13 protein-coding genes are annotated in these 14,717 nt (G+C 62.8%); 6 read left to right on the top strand and 7 right to left on the bottom strand.

Annotated elements, in window-relative coordinates; genetic code table 11:
• Positions 1–85 precede the first annotated feature (85 nt).
• Positions 86–1,210, bottom strand: coding sequence for a methyltransferase (locus tag JOY50_RS15705; RefSeq protein ID WP_138737485.1), 1,125 nt, complete (start codon positions 1,208–1,210; stop codon positions 86–88).
• A gap of 96 nt (positions 1,211–1,306) precedes the next feature.
• Positions 1,307–2,014 (bottom strand): autoinducer binding domain-containing protein, encoded by a 708-nt coding sequence (locus JOY50_RS15700; RefSeq protein WP_132842571.1) that lies wholly within the window; start codon positions 2,012–2,014, stop codon positions 1,307–1,309.
• A 210-nt stretch (positions 2,015–2,224) separates the two neighbouring features.
• On the opposite strand from JOY50_RS15700, the gene JOY50_RS15695 reads away from it, so the two are divergent.
• Positions 2,225–3,001, top strand: coding sequence for a ferredoxin--NADP reductase (locus tag JOY50_RS15695; protein WP_026034600.1), 777 nt, complete (start codon positions 2,225–2,227; stop codon positions 2,999–3,001).
• A 33-nt stretch (positions 3,002–3,034) separates the two neighbouring features.
• On the opposite strand, the gene mscL is transcribed toward JOY50_RS15695, so the two are convergent.
• Entirely contained in the window at positions 3,035–3,454 is a 420-nt protein-coding gene (gene mscL / locus JOY50_RS15690) for a large-conductance mechanosensitive channel protein MscL (RefSeq protein WP_019472668.1), read from the bottom strand.
• Positions 3,455–3,630: 176 nt separating this feature from the next.
• On the opposite strand from mscL, the gene radA reads away from it, so the two are divergent.
• Complete coding sequence (radA, locus tag JOY50_RS15685; RefSeq protein WP_019472669.1) at positions 3,631–5,001, top strand: DNA repair protein RadA; 1,371 nt, start codon at positions 3,631–3,633, stop codon at positions 4,999–5,001.
• Positions 5,002–5,229: 228 nt separating this feature from the next.
• On the opposite strand, the gene JOY50_RS15680 is transcribed toward radA, so the two are convergent.
• Together JOY50_RS15680 and JOY50_RS15675 are read right to left on the bottom strand one after the other, a co-directional pair.
• Complete coding sequence (locus tag JOY50_RS15680) at positions 5,230–6,747, bottom strand: nucleobase:cation symporter-2 family protein (RefSeq protein ID WP_019472670.1); 1,518 nt, start codon at positions 6,745–6,747, stop codon at positions 5,230–5,232.
• A 263-nt stretch (positions 6,748–7,010) separates the two neighbouring features.
• The gene (locus JOY50_RS15675; RefSeq protein ID WP_019472671.1) at positions 7,011–7,376 is read right to left on the bottom strand and encodes a PilZ domain-containing protein; all 366 of its coding nucleotides are present in this window, start codon (positions 7,374–7,376) and stop codon (positions 7,011–7,013) included.
• A 177-nt stretch (positions 7,377–7,553) separates the two neighbouring features.
• On the opposite strand from JOY50_RS15675, the gene JOY50_RS15670 reads away from it, so the two are divergent.
• The 3 genes from JOY50_RS15670 to yjiA all read left to right on the top strand — a co-directional run bounded on the left by JOY50_RS15670 (position 7,554) and on the right by yjiA (position 10,958).
• A complete protein-coding gene (locus JOY50_RS15670) occupies positions 7,554–9,620 on the top strand; it encodes a carbon starvation CstA family protein (RefSeq protein ID WP_019472672.1) in 2,067 nt (688 codons plus the stop codon).
• Between the two features lie 17 nt (positions 9,621–9,637).
• A complete protein-coding gene (locus JOY50_RS15665) occupies positions 9,638–9,835 on the top strand; it encodes a YbdD/YjiX family protein (RefSeq protein ID WP_003251633.1) in 198 nt (65 codons plus the stop codon).
• A gap of 145 nt (positions 9,836–9,980) precedes the next feature.
• Positions 9,981–10,958 (top strand): GTPase, encoded by a 978-nt coding sequence (yjiA, locus tag JOY50_RS15660; RefSeq protein ID WP_132842565.1) that lies wholly within the window; start codon positions 9,981–9,983, stop codon positions 10,956–10,958.
• Here yjiA and JOY50_RS15655 read toward each other — a convergent pair.
• Positions 10,918–12,405, bottom strand: a complete 1,488-nt coding sequence (locus JOY50_RS15655; RefSeq protein ID WP_243055477.1) for a methylenetetrahydrofolate reductase C-terminal domain-containing protein — start codon at positions 12,403–12,405, stop codon at positions 10,918–10,920. The genes yjiA and JOY50_RS15655 overlap by 41 nt on opposite strands.
• Positions 12,406–12,613: 208 nt before the next feature.
• Between JOY50_RS15655 and JOY50_RS15650 the strand changes: the two genes are divergently transcribed.
• Positions 12,614–13,414, top strand: coding sequence for a 5-methyltetrahydropteroyltriglutamate--homocysteine methyltransferase (locus tag JOY50_RS15650; RefSeq protein WP_132842560.1), 801 nt, complete (start codon positions 12,614–12,616; stop codon positions 13,412–13,414).
• A 74-nt stretch (positions 13,415–13,488) separates the two neighbouring features.
• Here the strand turns inward: JOY50_RS15650 and JOY50_RS15645 are convergent, their stop codons facing one another.
• On the bottom strand, positions 13,489–14,667 hold the full coding sequence (locus JOY50_RS15645; protein WP_132842557.1) for an acetyl-CoA C-acetyltransferase: 1,179 nt from the start codon (positions 14,665–14,667) through the stop codon (positions 13,489–13,491).
• Positions 14,668–14,717 lie beyond the last annotated feature (50 nt).

Below are 14,717 nucleotides of genomic sequence, written 5' to 3'. Positions count from 1 at the left end.
AGCCAGCTCCCACAGGTTAGCTACTGCCCTTGGGCAACGCTGCACCTGTGGGAGCTGGCTTGCCGGCGATAGGGCCGGTACAGGCTTATTTACGGGCTTTGAGGATGACGAACTTGGGCGTCGCCGCCACCTGCTCCACACCCCGGAACAACCGCGCCAGCTTGCTGTGATAGCCCAGGTGGCGGTTACCCACGATATACAACGCCCCACCCACCACCAGCGCTTCGCGCGCCTGCTGGAACATGCGCCAGGCAAGGAAATCGCCCACCACCTGCTGCTGGTGGAACGGCGGGTTGCACAGCACCACATCGAGCGACTGCTTCTCCACCCCGGCCAACCCATCGGCTGCGATGAAGGTCGCCGGGCGTCCGCCCAGCGCGGCTTGCCAGTTTTCCTGCGCCGACTGCACCGCCATGTACGATTCGTCGACCAGCGTGTACTGGGCATCCGGATTGGCCAGAGCGCTGGCAATTGCCAGCACGCCATTGCCGCAGCCCAGGTCCGCAACCCGTGCGTTGCCCAGGTCGCGTGGCAAATGCGGCAGGAACGCCCGGGTGCCGATATCCAGGCCTTCACGGCAGAACACGTTGGCGTGGTTGACCAGTTCCAGCGCCGGCGCGTCGAGGCGGTAGCGGCTAGGGTAGGGCGAGCTTGCGGCCGGCCGTTCGGCCAGCGTTGCGGTCAGCAGGCGGGCCTTTTTCTGCGCCAGCGAAGCCTGCACCGGGCCTATGTACTTTTCCATCAGGTCGCCGGCTGCGTGGGGCAAGTGCTTGATCATTGCCCCGGCAATCACTTGCGCGCCAGGCGCCAGGTGGCCCTGCAGGCGGATCAGCTGTTCTTCAAGCAGGGCCAGGGTCTTGGGCACGCGCACCAGCACCCGGTCGAACGGGCCTTGCCAATGTTCGCTGGCCGGCACGAAGGGCACGCTGTCGAACGGCAAGCCGTTGCGCACCAGGTTCTTTTCCAGGGCCAGGTGCGCCAGGTGCGAATCGCCGCTGCTGACCACCTGCAGCCGGCCTGCCAGGCTGGCGGCCAGGGCACCGAAGCTGTCATTGAGCACCAGCACCCGGCAGCTGGCGTCGGGTGCCTGTGCGTGCAACTGCGCAAGCAGGTACTCGTCGGCGGCATCGAAAGCCTGCAGTGGGTCGTTGGCCTGTTCCGGCTGGCGGATCAGGTCGAGTTCGGCGTAGGGGGTGGTCAACAGGGGCATGGCGTCTGGCTCGGGTATGAAACTGCCCGTTGCGGTTCGCCCCGGGCTTTGCCGGGCAATTCTACAGGGCTTTGCCCAAGGTCGCAGGTTTGAGGGTCAGATCCAGCCACGCAGGGCGGCGATGGCGATGGCGCCGGCCTTGTTGGCGGCGTTGGTCTTGGTAATCACGCTGCGGATATGGAAGTTCACCGTGCTCTGCGACAGTGAGAGGATGCACGCCACATCGGCTGCGGTCTTGCCGGCGGCCGACCATTTCAGGACTTCCAGTTCTCGCTCGCTCATTTTAGGTTGCGGTGGGCACAGTGCGTTCAGGTGGTGTTCGCCGAGTACTGCATGCAGGGTATGGCACAGCCACTGAACGCTGCCGGCCTTGTCGTAAAGCTCGACGATGTCGATTTTTTCGGCTGGCCTGGCCACGCTGATCTGGCTTTCGTTGTGCTGCAGGTCGTGCAGTGATTGCGTCCAGCCATGGCGCAAGCCGTGCAGGCAGGCCGCTTCGCGAAATTGCGGGGCTTCACGATACAGTTCGTCGGTCCACAGCACCGGCATGGTCGAACTGTGGCTGACGTTGGCGGCCGGGTCCTGCTTGTAGAACTCATCGCGCTGGTAGCGCTCGATCCACTCATCTGGGTAGTTGCTGTAGAGGTACACCCTGGGTGTCTGCGTGGCGATCTGGATGCGCAGGTTCAAGCCGAGGTAGTCCATGCCCAGGTCTTGTGCCAGATGTACTGCGATGTCGAACAGCTTCCGTGGGCTGCGTTCGTTGACGAACGCCTGAAGGTGTTCGGGATTCCAGTGAAGCATCTGAAGCTCCTCGGGGTGTCGGATCCAATCCATTTGGGTACCCGGAACATTGTAGGAAAAGACCTACCATGGCGTTGGGATTTTTTGTTATAGCGCTCACAGTTTTCTGCAACTTCGGCGCGATCACCCTTGATGAGGCCCTACAAAGCAGTGGTTTTTATCCGGGTCACTTTGCGCGACACTGTGCGCACGTCAAACCTGGAGCCCGATATGACCGCTAGCGCCGAAAAGTTCACCCGCCAGACCCTGCTCGATGTTCAGCCGCTCACGCCGAACCTCTTCAGCCTGCGGGTTACGCGCGATGCGGGGTTCCGCTTCCGTTCCGGCCAGTTCGCCCGCCTTGGCGTGACCAAGGCCGATGGCAGCGTGGTGTGGCGCGCCTATTCCATGGTCAGCGCACCCCATGACGAACACCTCGACTTCTTTTCCATCGTGGTGCCAGGGGGCGAGTTCACCAGTGAGCTGAGCCGGCTGGGGGCAGGTGATACCTTGCTGATCGACCGCCAGGCCTTCGGTTTCCTTACCCTTGACCGCTTCGTGGGTGGGCGCGACCTGTGGCTGCTGGCAACCGGGACCGGTATTGCGCCATTCATGTCGATCCTGCAGGACTTCGAGGCTTGGGAGCGTTTTGACAGCATCAAGCTGGTGTATTCGGTGCGTGAAGCGAAAGAGCTGGCCTACGTGGATGAAATTGCCGGGCTGGAACAGCGTGATTACCTGGCCGAGTACGCGGGCAAGTTGCAGTTCATTCCGGTGGTGACCCGTGAGCAGCACCCGGGGGCACTGAATGAGCGCATTACCACGCTGATCGAGAATGGTGAGCTGGAGAAGGCAGCAGGGCTGGAGCTGTCGCCGGAGCATTCGCGGGTGATGCTGTGCGGTAACCCGGAGATGATCGACGAGACGCGCAAGGTGCTGAAGGCGCGTGACCTGCAACTGAGCCTGAGCAAGCGGCCGGGGCAGGTGGCTGTGGAAAACTACTGGTAATGCTATTGGGGCCGCTTTGCGGCCCCAGCAACCTCAAGGCAGCCGATTCTGGTTCTGCGTCTTGAGCAAATCGCGAATCTCGGTCAGCAGGGTCTCTTCAGCCGAAGGCACAGGCGGCACAGTTGGCGCCACGGCTTCTTCACGCTTGAGCCTGTTGATCGCCTTCACGCCCATGAAGATGGCAAAGGCAACGATCAGGAAGTCGATCACGGTCTGGATGAACTTGCCATAGGCCAGCACCACTGCCGGGATGTCACCTTCGCCAGCCTTCAGGGTAATGGCCAGGTCGCTGAAGTCCACCCCCCCGATCAACAGGCCCAGTGGCGGCATGACCACGTCTCCGACGAAGGACGAGACGATCTTGCCGAAGGCCGCGCCGATGATGATACCGACCGCCATGTCGACGACATTGCCTTTGACCGCGAAGGCCTTGAACTCACTGATCATGCCCATGTTTGGTTCCTTGTAACAAAAGGTAAGGTTAACGCAGTGTAAGCCACTTAAACGCTTCATGCGTCGTGTTCAGGGTTAGTGACTGCGGTTAGAACGAATAGTTTTGTCGCATCCCGAGGCGTTCGAGACACGTCCTGCTCGGCTATCATGGCGGTTTTTTCCAGGAGACCTCACCCATGGCCAAGGCCAAGCGCTTGTATGGCTGCACCGAGTGCGGCGCGACCTTTCCCAAATGGGCCGGCCAGTGCGGCGAATGCGGGGCCTGGAACACGCTGGTCGAAACCATGATCGAGAGCGGCGGTGCCGCTGCGCCCAGTAGCGGTCGCGCCGGCTGGACCGGGCAGCAAGCGCAGATCAAGACCCTGGCCGAAGTCAGTGTCGAGGAAATCCCGCGCTTTACCACCAGCAGCACCGAACTGGACCGTGTGTTGGGCGGCGGCCTGGTGGATGGCTCGGTGGTGCTGATTGGTGGCGACCCTGGCATCGGCAAGTCGACCATCCTGCTGCAGACCTTGTGCAACATCGCCGTTGGCATGCCGGCGCTGTATGTCACCGGGGAGGAGTCGCAGCAGCAGGTGGCCATGCGCTCGCGGCGCTTGGGCTTGCCCCAGGACCAGCTCAAGGTGATGACCGAAACCTGCATCGAAACCATCATTGCCACGGCGCGGGTCGAGAAACCGCGGGTAATGGTGATCGACTCGATCCAGACCATCTTTACCGAGCAGTTGCAGTCGGCACCTGGCGGCGTGGCCCAGGTGCGCGAGAGCACGGCGCTGCTGGTGCGTTACGCCAAGCAGAGCGGCACGGCGATATTCCTGGTCGGCCACGTGACCAAGGAAGGTTCGCTGGCCGGGCCGCGGGTACTGGAGCACATGGTCGATACCGTGCTGTACTTCGAAGGTGAGTCCGACGGCCGCCTGCGGCTGTTGCGGGCGGTGAAGAACCGCTTTGGCGCGGTCAACGAACTGGGCGTGTTCGGCATGACCGACCGGGGCTTGAAAGAGGTGTCCAACCCGTCGGCGATCTTCCTTAACCGTACCCAGGAAGAAGTGCCGGGCAGTGTGGTGATGGCGACCTGGGAGGGCACCCGGCCAATGCTGGTCGAGGTACAGGCACTGGTAGACGACAGCCACTTGGCCAACCCGCGCCGGGTAACCCTGGGCCTGGACCAGAATCGCCTGGCCATGTTGCTGGCGGTGCTGCACCGCCACGGCGGTATTCCCACCCATGACCAGGACGTGTTCCTCAACGTGGTGGGCGGTGTGAAGGTGCTGGAGACGGCTTCGGACCTGGCGTTGCTGGCGGCGGTGATGTCCAGCTTGCGTAACCGGCCACTGGCCCATGGGCTGCTGGTGTTTGGCGAGATCGGCCTGTCGGGCGAGGTGCGGCCGGTGCCCAGTGGCCAGGAGCGGCTGAAGGAAGCGGCCAAGCATGGCTTCAAGCGCGCCATCGTGCCCAAGGGCAATGCGCCGAAAGAGTCGCCGGCGGGGCTGCAGGTTATTGCCGTCACCCGCCTGGAACAGGCCCTGGATGCATTGTTCGAGTAATTCGTAGCCAGGCCCGGCCCTATCGCCGGCAAGCCAGCTCCCACAGGAGGACCACAGTTTGCAGATCCTGTGCAGCACCTGTGGGAGCCAGCTCCCACAGGAGGACCACAGTTTGCAGATCCTGTGCAGTACCTGTGGGAGCTGGCTTGCCGGCGATAGGGCCGGTACAGGCAAACGAAAAAGGGGCCGACGATGCGCATCGGCCCCCTCTCACCGCTCAATCAGCGATCAATGCTCGGCAACTGCCGCACGCCTGACCGTCTGGTTGCCATGCTCGTCCAGCTCCAGCAACGGCACTTCGTTCCCTTCGGCATCGAACAGCTTGCCATCCTTGAAGTAGTCGCCATCACGCAGCGCGGAAATGTCGGAGTACTGGATGGTGCGCTCGTAAGCTGCGGCGAACACGGACTGGTTTTCCGAGTTGCCGGTGGTGAAGTGGTTGAAGATCAGGTTCAGCAGGATGGCCATGATCGCCGCCGAACTGATGCCCGAGTGGAAGATGGTCTCGAACCAGTTGGGGAAGTGGTGGTAGAAGTTCGGCGCGGCGATCGGGATCATGCCGAAGCCCAGCGAAGCCGCGACGATGATCAGGTTGACGTTGTTCTTGTAGCTGACCTTGGACAGGGTGCGGATACCACTGGCCGCCACCGTGCCGAACAACACGATGCCCGCGCCGCCCAGTACCGGGGTTGGTACCGCGGCAATTACCCGGCCCATGACCGGCAGCAGGCCGAGCACCACCAGGATCACACCGCCCGTGGCCACCACGTAACGGCTCTTGACCCCGGTCACGGCCACCAGGCCGACGTTCTGGGCGAACGCGCTCTGGGTGAACGAGCCGAAGATCGGCGCCAGGATGCTCGATGCCATGTCGGCGCGCAGGCCGTTGCCCAGGCGCTTGGAATCGACCTTGGTATCGATGATCTCACCCACGGCGAGGATGTCGGCCGAGGTTTCCACCAGGGTGACCATGATCACGATGCACATCGACAGGATCGCGGCGATGTGGAATTCCGGCATGCCGAAGTGGAACGGCGTGGGGAAGGCGAACATCGGGCCTTCGGTGACCTTGCTGAAGTCGGTCATCCCCAGCGCCCAGGCAATCAGTGTGCCGAGCACCATGGCCAGCAGGATCGACAAGCGCGAGATGGTTGCGCTGCCCAGCTTGCTCAGCAGCAGCACGATGGCGAAGGTCAGCCCCGCCAGGCCGATGTTGGCCACGCTGCCGAACTCCGGTGAGGCGCTGTTGCCGCCCATTACCCAACGGGCGGCCACCGGCATCAGGGTCAGGCCGATGGTGGTGATGACGATACCGGTCACCAGCGGCGGGAAGAACTTGGTGATGCGCGAGAACACCGGGGTGATCAGAAAACCGATCAGCGATGCTGCCATGACCGCGCCGAGCACGCCGGGCAGGCCACCGCCGCCCTCGCTGCTGAGGATTGCACCCATGGTCGCCACACCGGCGAACGACACGCCCTGCACCAGGGGCAACTGGCAGCCGAAAAACGGCAGGCCGAGGGTTTGCAGCAGGGTGGCCAGGCCACCGGCAAACAGCGAGGCGGCAATCAGCATGCCGATTTCGGCGCCGTTGAGGCCTGCGGCCTGCCCCAGGATCAGGGGTACCGCGACGATCCCTCCATACATGGTCAACACATGCTGCAGACCGTAAGCCAGGTTGGCACCAAGGCCGAGGTTTTCATCCTCGGGGCGCTTGGCGGGAGACGTGCTAGGGGACGTAGTCATGGAGCAGGCTCTCTGTTTATTTTTGTGTCGCTACTGTAGACAGTTCCTGCAAATGATTACCACAAGAATTGTATACAATATTTTGATCGGAGCGCGCACAGGGGCGGTCGCCGGATGTGCGAAAACCCAATGCAGAAGGCGTACCAACTCGGCAAAAGCTGTATTAGAGGGGTGTGTACAAAGCGTTGCTACCCAGGCCTAAAGCTGTCTGGGTAGACAAGAAACACAACGTGGGGAGGCTATTAGCTAGCTAAGAGATTTCATTATTCGATGAGTTCGCGCAGCTCACGCATCATTTCGGTGCTGTCGGCCACGTTCAATTCCACAAGACGGTGCAAATGGCTCATCGAATGGATGTCGATGTACAGGCAGATGAAGCCCAGTCGATCCGGTTCTTCGTGACGCAGTTCGACCTGCATCTGCACCTCGGTCACTTCGTCGTTGAGCAGGATGTAGGCTTCGAAATCCTGGCTCAGGTCGGGATCCCAGGGTTTAGGGCGTTCGACCAGCAGGCCTTTGAGGGACAGGTCGAGCAGTTTCACCTCCCAGCAACGTGCGCCCTGGCACAGCCTGGTCGGGGCGTCGAACTGGATACGCTGGAAACGGCGGCGTTCGTCGTGATCGCTCATGGCATGGATCCTCGTTTACGTCCTAAAGTGACATCCTGACTATAGTTAGAATGCTATGTGCATCAGGTACCGCAATCTGGCTGCAGAGGCTCTAGACCAAAGCAAGTGTGGCAATGCGCGATGACTCGCCCTAGACTCGGTGGGCGGTCTTTCCAATCCACCAGCTGGAAGCTAACCATGAACAACAATAATAGCCTGCTACGCCACATTCCGTGGCTGGCGCTGGCAGTCATAGGGGCCTGTGCGCTGGGTGTGGTTGCCCTGCGTCGGGGTGAGGCAATCAACGCCTTGTGGATCGTGGTCGCGGCAGTGGCCATCTACCTGGTTGCCTACCGGTACTACAGCCTGTTCATCGCCACCAAGGTGATGCAACTGGACCCGCGCCGCGCTACCCCGGCGGTGCTCAACAACGACGGCCTGGACTACGTCCCGACCAACAAACACATCCTCTTCGGTCACCACTTCGCTGCCATCGCTGGCGCAGGCCCCTTGGTCGGCCCGGTGCTCGCTGCGCAAATGGGCTATTTGCCCGGCACGCTGTGGCTGATCGCCGGCGTGGTGCTGGCCGGTGCGGTACAAGACTTCATGGTCCTGTTCCTGTCTACCCGCCGCAACGGCCGCTCGCTGGGCGACATGGTGCGCGAGGAGATGGGCCGCATTCCGGGCACCATCGCCCTGTTCGGCTGCTTCCTGATCATGATCATCATCCTCGCGGTGCTGGCGCTGATCGTGGTCAAGGCCCTGGCCGAGAGCCCGTGGGGCATGTTCACGGTCATGGCGACCATCCCGATCGCGATGTTCATGGGCATCTACATGCGCTACATCCGCCCGGGCCGCATTGGCGAGATCTCGATTGTTGGCGTGGTATTGCTGCTGGCCTCGATCTGGCTGGGTGGCGTCATCGCTGCGGATCCGGTCTGGGGCCCGGCGTTCACCTTCACCGGCGTGCAGATTACCTGGATGCTGGTGGGCTACGGCTTCGTCGCCGCCGTGTTGCCGGTGTGGCTGGTGCTGGCGCCGCGTGACTACCTGTCGACCTTCCTCAAGATCGGCACCATCGTTGGCCTGGCCATCGGTATCCTGATCATCGCACCCGAGCTGAAAATGCCGGCGCTGACCCAGTTCACCGACGGAACCGGCCCGGTGTGGAAGGGCACCCTGTTCCCGTTCTTGTTCATCACCATTGCCTGTGGTGCGGTGTCCGGCTTCCATGCGCTGATCTCTTCGGGGACCACGCCCAAGCTGCTGGACAACGAAACCAACGCCCGCTACATCGGCTACGGCGGCATGCTGATGGAGTCGTTCGTTGCCATCATGGCCATGGTCGCTGCTTCGGTGATCGAGCCGGGCGTGTACTTCGCCATGAACAGCCCGGCCGCCGTGGTGGGCGCAGACGTTGCGTCGGTGGCGCAGACGGTCAGCAGCTGGGGCTTCCTGATTACCCCTGAGCAGCTCGAAGCCGTGGCCCGTGATATTGGCGAGCACACCATCCTGGCCCGTGCCGGCGGTGCGCCAACCCTGGCAGTCGGTATCGCGCAGATCCTGCACCAGGTGTTGCCGGGTGAAAACACCATGGCCTTCTGGTACCACTTCGCGATCCTGTTCGAGGCGCTGTTCATCCTCACTGCGGTGGACGCCGGTACCCGTGCCGGGCGCTTCATGCTGCAGGACCTGCTGGGCAGCTTCGTGCCGGCGCTCAAACGCACCGAATCGTGGGGTGCCAACCTGCTCGCCACCGCTGGCTGTGTGGCAATGTGGGGTTATCTGCTGTACCAGGGCGTGATCGACCCGCTGGGTGGCATCAACACCTTGTGGCCGCTGTTTGGCATCTCCAACCAGATGCTGGCCGGTATCGCCTTGATGCTCGGTACTGTGGTGCTGATCAAGATGAAGCGTCAACGCTACATCTGGGTCACCCTGGTGCCGGCCGTGTGGCTGCTGATCTGCACCACTGCTGCAGGCCTGATCAAGCTGTTCGACCCGAACCCGGCCGTTGGCTTCCTGGCCCTGGCCAAGAAGTACAGCACTGCGCTGGACGCCGGTCAGGTACTGGCCCCGGCCAAGGACATCGGGCAGATGCAGCACGTGATCTTCAACGCCTACACCAACGCGGGCCTGACGATTCTGTTCCTGCTGGTGGTCTTCAGCATCCTGTTCTTCGCCATCAAGGTTGGCTACGCCGCCTGGGGCCGCAAGGAGCGCAGCGACAAGGAAACCCCGTTCCAGGCCTTGCCTGACGCGTAATCGAGAGGACTGCAATAATGTTCAACGACTTGGGTCGGCTGGGAAAATACCTGGGGCAGGCAGCCCGCCTGATGGTCGGCATGCCCGACTACGACAACTATGTCGAACACATGCAGAAGACGCACCCGGACAAGCCGGTGATGAGCTACGAGGCGTTCTTCCGCGAACGCCAGGAAGCCCGTTACGGCGGCAAGTCCGGGCCCAAGTGCTGTTGAACCCTAAGCGTTGACCTGTCCGGCCTCATCGCCGGCAAGCCAGCTCCCACAGGTACTGCATAGGCCACAAGGTCTGTGCAGTACCTGTGGGAGCTGGCTTGCCGGCGATGGGGCCACTGTTTTTTCCGCACAGGAGATGTTCTGCGTGCAGACGCCTATTCCCGTAACCGTACTCACAGGCTTCCTCGGTGCTGGCAAGACCACCTTGCTCAAGCACATGCTCAAGGCCGAGCACGGCCTGAAAATTGCCGTGATCGAAAACGAATTCAGCGAGGCCGGCATCGACAGCCAGCTGCTGGGCGACGAGCCGGTGCAGGTGATGACCCTGGCCAATGGCTGCGTGTGCTGCAGCATCCACGGTGACCTCACGCGCGCCTTGTACCTGTTGCTCGAACGCCTGGACGCAGGCGAGATCGCCTTCGAGCGCCTGGTCATCGAATGCACCGGCCTGGCCGACCCGGCGCCGGTGGCGCAAACCTTTTTCATCGACGAGGAACTGCGTGAGCGCTACATCCTCGACGGCATCATCACCCTGGTCGATGCTGTTCATGCCGAACTGCACCTGACCCAGACCATCGCCCAGGCTCAAGTCGGCTTTGCCGATCGCCTGCTGCTGAGCAAGACCGACCTGGCCGAGCCGGCTGCGGTGCAGGCCCTGCGCGAGCGCCTGGCGCGCATCAATGGCCGGGCCGCCATCCGCGTCGTCGAACACGGCCGTATCGACCTGGCGGAGCTACTGGATGTGCGTGGTTTCAATCTCAACCCCGACCTGGGCGCGAACCTGAAACCGATGCTTCGCCCGGTGCTCAAGCCCGCCACCCCCGACCGTATCTCCACCATGGTGCTGCGCACGGAAACCGCGCTGGACATCGACCGCCTCAGCGGCTTCATGAACGAGCTGCTGGAAACCCACGGCAAACAGCTGCTGCGCTACAAGGGCGTGCTGAACATTGCCGGTGAGGAGCGCAAGCTGGTGTTTCAGGGCGTGCTCAAGCTTTACGGTTTCGACTGGGACGCAGAATGGGCCGAGGGTGAAGCCCGCGAGAGCGTAATGGTGTTCATCGCCGATGACCTGCCCGAGGCTACGATTCGGGCTGGCTTCGAGGCGCTGGCTGCGGGCTGAGCCGGCGCGGCGTTGCGGCCTGGAACCACTGCGGCCACGAGCTGCGGTGGCGGGTTTCGACATCGATGCACGGGATCAGGCGCTCGCTCAGCACAGCGGTTTGCCGCACTGCCTTGGCGGTACGGTACTTGACGCTGTGGATGCACTCGCGGTCGCCGAATTCGCAGCGGTTCAACGCGGTACCGCCGCAGGGGCCGTTGGCCAGGCCTTTGGGGCAGGTTTCCGGGCAGACGTACAATGTGTCTTCCAGCCGGCAGCGGCCGCACGTATCGCAACCCACTAGTGGTCGTTTCACCGCACGTTCCACTGTATGCAGCACCTGGGCACCAACGCGCGTAGCCCACAGCGGCCGGCGTACCGCCCAGCCAAATGCCTTGCTCAGCCCATTGCGGCGGCTGAACAGGAGCGAATGCATACCGTGCAGCAGGTGATAGCGTGCTTTTTCTTTGAAGGAAGCATCGACCCGTAATTCGCCCTGGCGCCAGGCCGCTTGTGGCGGGTGGAAGATCACTGCCGGCAGGCCGGGCATCTGCCAACTGGCCTGCCAGGCGGGCGCCCACTGCTCCAGCGTGTGGATCTGGGGTTGCCAGTGCTCGATACGGGCTTCCAGGGCCAGCAGCTGTTTGAGTTCGTGAACCCCCGACAGGTGCACACCGGCGTAGCCCATCAGTTTTACACCGATGATCTGCAAGGCCAGGCGGTCGACGCTGCGTGCCTGGGCAAAGGCCTTGGACTGCGCGGTCTCCGCTTCGAGCATGTCACGCATGGACGGCGTTACGGTAACGCCGGCCACATGGTCAAGCATTGCCGCGCGCCCGTGGGTGAGGCTCATGAGGCAGGCCAGCATGGGCTTGGGTGTGGGCTGGCGGCCCATCCAGTGCATGGCTTCCTGATGCTTGGCGGCATCGAAACCCAGTTGCAGGGTGAGGAAGTCGGCGCCTGCTGTCAGCTTTTTCTCGGCCTTGAAATACTGGGCGCCGCCTTCTTCCTCACAGTACTTGAACGGGTTCAATGCAGCGCCCAGCAGCCAGTGCGGGCAAGCCTGGCGGGCGATCTGCAGGGCGGCGACCGATTCCAGGTAGCGCACCGGGCGCTGGCCGGGCTCGTGGCCGGGCAGGCGGTCGCCGGTCAGCAGCAACAGCTGGTCGAGGCCCGCGGCGTCCATGCGCTGCAGTTGGCCGAGCAGGTGGTGACGCTCGCGGTCCTTGCCGGAAAAATGCGGCAGGGCAGGTACCGGGTTGCTGAAAGAGGCGAGGGCGTCCAGCGGCGACATGTCCAGCGGGCTGCCGACGCGATCGCCGATGGCCACGGTCATCGGCCAGCCGCACAGGTGCGTACGGGCCATGATCGCTTCCATGGCGGCGAAGCGTTCTGCGGAAGGTTTGGGGACGAACTCCATGACGCAGACGAAGTTCTGTTCGCGCAGCGCGGTTTTCAGCAGGCTCATGTGGCCGGGCACCTGGTGTGGTCAGGCTGGCATTGTGCGGCAGAAGGCGGGCGGGGTCATGTCCGGATGCGCAGGGTGGTGCTCTGAATGAGACATCACCATGATCATGAAAAAATCTTGGGTTCATCTCAAATTTAATGAGTTTGTCTCAAACCGGTGTCAACCGGACAATCCCCTCATTCATTTATGCATGCTGAAGGGACAAGACATGGCACTGGCACACAACCTGGGCTTTCCACGCATCGGCCGCGACCATGAACTGCGTGCCCGCCACTGGCAGGTGCAGAAAGACGCCGGTATCGAACTGCTGCCCGTTGGCGACTTCGCCTGGTTTGACCAACCGTTCGACCTGAGCTGGGCGCAACTTTTCGACGAAGTGGCGCACGCCACGGCCTTGGGCCATGCGGTCAAGCCAGTGGTGATCGGCCCATTGACCTATCTGTGGCAGGGCGAAACCAACGGCAGCGTCGACAAGCTGGAGCGCCTCGACGGCCTGCTGCCGCTGTATGACCAGCATCTCAACCGCCTGGCTGCCCTGGGGGTCGAGTGGGTGCAGATCGATGAGCCGGCCCTCGCCGAAGACCTGCCGCAGGACTGGAAAAACGCTTACGAACGCGTCTATAACATCCTTCAGCGCGCGCCGTTGAAGAAGCTGATTGCCACCTACTCGGGTGGCCTCGGCGGCAACCTCGGCCTGGCCGCGAACCTGCCGGTCGATGGCCTGCACATCGACCTGGTTCAGGCGCCCGACCAGTACGTGACCATTCTCGACCGCCTGCCGGCCTACAAAGTGCTGTCACTGGGCCTGGTCGACGGCGTCAACGCCGCGCCTTGCAACCTGGGCCACACCCTGGACCTGCTGCACGATGCCCATGAGCGTTTGGGAGAGCGGCTGTGGCTGGCGCCATCTTGCGCGCTGCTGCGCTGCCCGCTGGACCTGGCTGTGCAGAAGTGCCAGGAAGTGGCGGTGCTGGCTGCTGCGCTGGAACAGAACCGCGCTGCGGCTTGATCATCGGCTGCCTGTGCCGGCCTCTTCGCGGGTAAACCCGCGAATAGGCCGGGCCTGCTGAAATCATTCGGTGATCAGCGCTCGATCGCCAGCGCCACCCCTTGCCCACCGCCAATGCACAAGGTAGCCAGCCCTTTCTTGGCATCCCGCTTGATCATCTCGTGCAGCAAGGTCACCAGTACCCGGCACCCGGAAGCGCCAATCGGGTGGCCCAGAGCAATCGCCCCGCCATTCACGTTGACCCGCGCAGCATCCCATTCCAGCACCTTGCCCACCGCCAGCGCCTGTGCGGCAAAGGCTTCGTTGGCTTCGATCAGGTCCAGTTCGGCCAGTTGCCAACCGGCCTTGTCCAGGCAACGCTGAGTCGCTGAAACCGGGCCGATACCCATGATTGCCGGGTCTACCCCGGCACTGGCATAGGCGGCGATCTTCGCCAGCACTGGCAAGCCCAGGGCTTTGGCCTTGGCGGCACTCATCAGCAGCACGGCGGCGGCGCCGTCATTCAGGCTGGAGGCGTTGCCAGCGGTAACGCTGCCGTCCTTCTTGAAGGCAGGGCGCAGTTTGGCCAGGGAGTCAGCGGTGGTGTCCGGGCGTGGCTGTTCGTCCTGGGCGAACACTTTGGGTTCACCCTTTTTCTGTGGCAGCACGATCGGGGTGATTTCATCAACGAAGCGGCCAGCCTCGATGGCCGCCACGGCCTTGCGCTGCGATTCGGCGGCGAACGCGTCCTGCTGCTCACGGCTGAGGCCGTACTTATCCACAAGGTTCTCGGCGGTGATACCCATGTGATAGTCGTTGAAGGCATCCCACAGGCCATCGGTGATCATGCTGTCGATCAGCTGGCCATGGCCCATGCGCTGCCCAGTTCGGGCCGAAGGCATCACATAGGGGGCCAGGCTCATATTTTCCTGGCCACCGGCAATCACCACCTCGGCATCACCGCAGCGGATGGCCTGGGCGGCCAGGTGCAAGGCCTTGAGGCCCGAGCCGCAGACTTTGTTCAGGGTCAGCGCCGGTACGCTGTAAGGCAAACCGGCCTTGATCGCGGCCTGGCGTGCCGGGTTCTGCCCGGCGCCGGCGGTGAGCACCTGGCCGAGGATCACTTCGTCGACCTGCGCCGGGTCCAGCCCGGTCTGCTCCAGCAGGCGCTTGATCACGGCGGCACCGAGGTCGACCGCGGGTACCGCGGCCAGGGCGCCCTGGAAGCTGCCGATGGCGGTACGGGTAGCGGCGACGATGACCACGTCGTTCATGTTGTTGTTCTCCGTGCGATGGGCGTAATGCTTCAAGCATCGGTGGCTTT

It is taken from the genome of Pseudomonas sp. BP01, assembly GCF_022760795.1.
GTDB classification, from domain to species: domain Bacteria; phylum Pseudomonadota; class Gammaproteobacteria; order Pseudomonadales; family Pseudomonadaceae; genus Aquipseudomonas; species Aquipseudomonas putida_Q.
The sequence above is the reverse complement of the archived record's forward strand: the minus strand, read 5'-3'. Positions and strand labels throughout refer to the sequence as shown.

Bases quoted from the DNA above. Each gene is read 5' to 3' on its own strand.
- JOY50_RS15705 (WP_138737485.1), bottom strand. From the start codon at position 1,210: ATGCCCCTGTTGACCACCCCCTACGCCGAACTCGACCTGATCCGCCAG.
- JOY50_RS15700 (WP_132842571.1), bottom strand. From the start codon at position 2,014: ATGCTTCACTGGAATCCCGAACACCTTCAGGCGTTCGTCAACGAACGC.
- JOY50_RS15695 (WP_026034600.1), top strand. From the start codon at position 2,225: ATGACCGCTAGCGCCGAAAAGTTCACCCGCCAGACCCTGCTCGATGTT.
- mscL (WP_019472668.1), bottom strand. From the start codon at position 3,454: ATGGGCATGATCAGTGAGTTCAAGGCCTTCGCGGTCAAAGGCAATGTC.
- radA (WP_019472669.1), top strand. From the start codon at position 3,631: ATGGCCAAGGCCAAGCGCTTGTATGGCTGCACCGAGTGCGGCGCGACC.
- JOY50_RS15680 (WP_019472670.1), bottom strand. From the start codon at position 6,747: ATGACTACGTCCCCTAGCACGTCTCCCGCCAAGCGCCCCGAGGATGAA.
- JOY50_RS15675 (WP_019472671.1), bottom strand. From the start codon at position 7,376: ATGAGCGATCACGACGAACGCCGCCGTTTCCAGCGTATCCAGTTCGAC.
- JOY50_RS15670 (WP_019472672.1), top strand. From the start codon at position 7,554: ATGAACAACAATAATAGCCTGCTACGCCACATTCCGTGGCTGGCGCTG.
- JOY50_RS15665 (WP_003251633.1), top strand. From the start codon at position 9,638: ATGTTCAACGACTTGGGTCGGCTGGGAAAATACCTGGGGCAGGCAGCC.
- JOY50_RS15655 (WP_243055477.1), bottom strand. From the start codon at position 12,405: ATGAGCCTGCTGAAAACCGCGCTGCGCGAACAGAACTTCGTCTGCGTC.
- JOY50_RS15650 (WP_132842560.1), top strand. From the start codon at position 12,614: ATGGCACTGGCACACAACCTGGGCTTTCCACGCATCGGCCGCGACCAT.
- JOY50_RS15645 (WP_132842557.1), bottom strand. From the start codon at position 14,667: ATGAACGACGTGGTCATCGTCGCCGCTACCCGTACCGCCATCGGCAGC.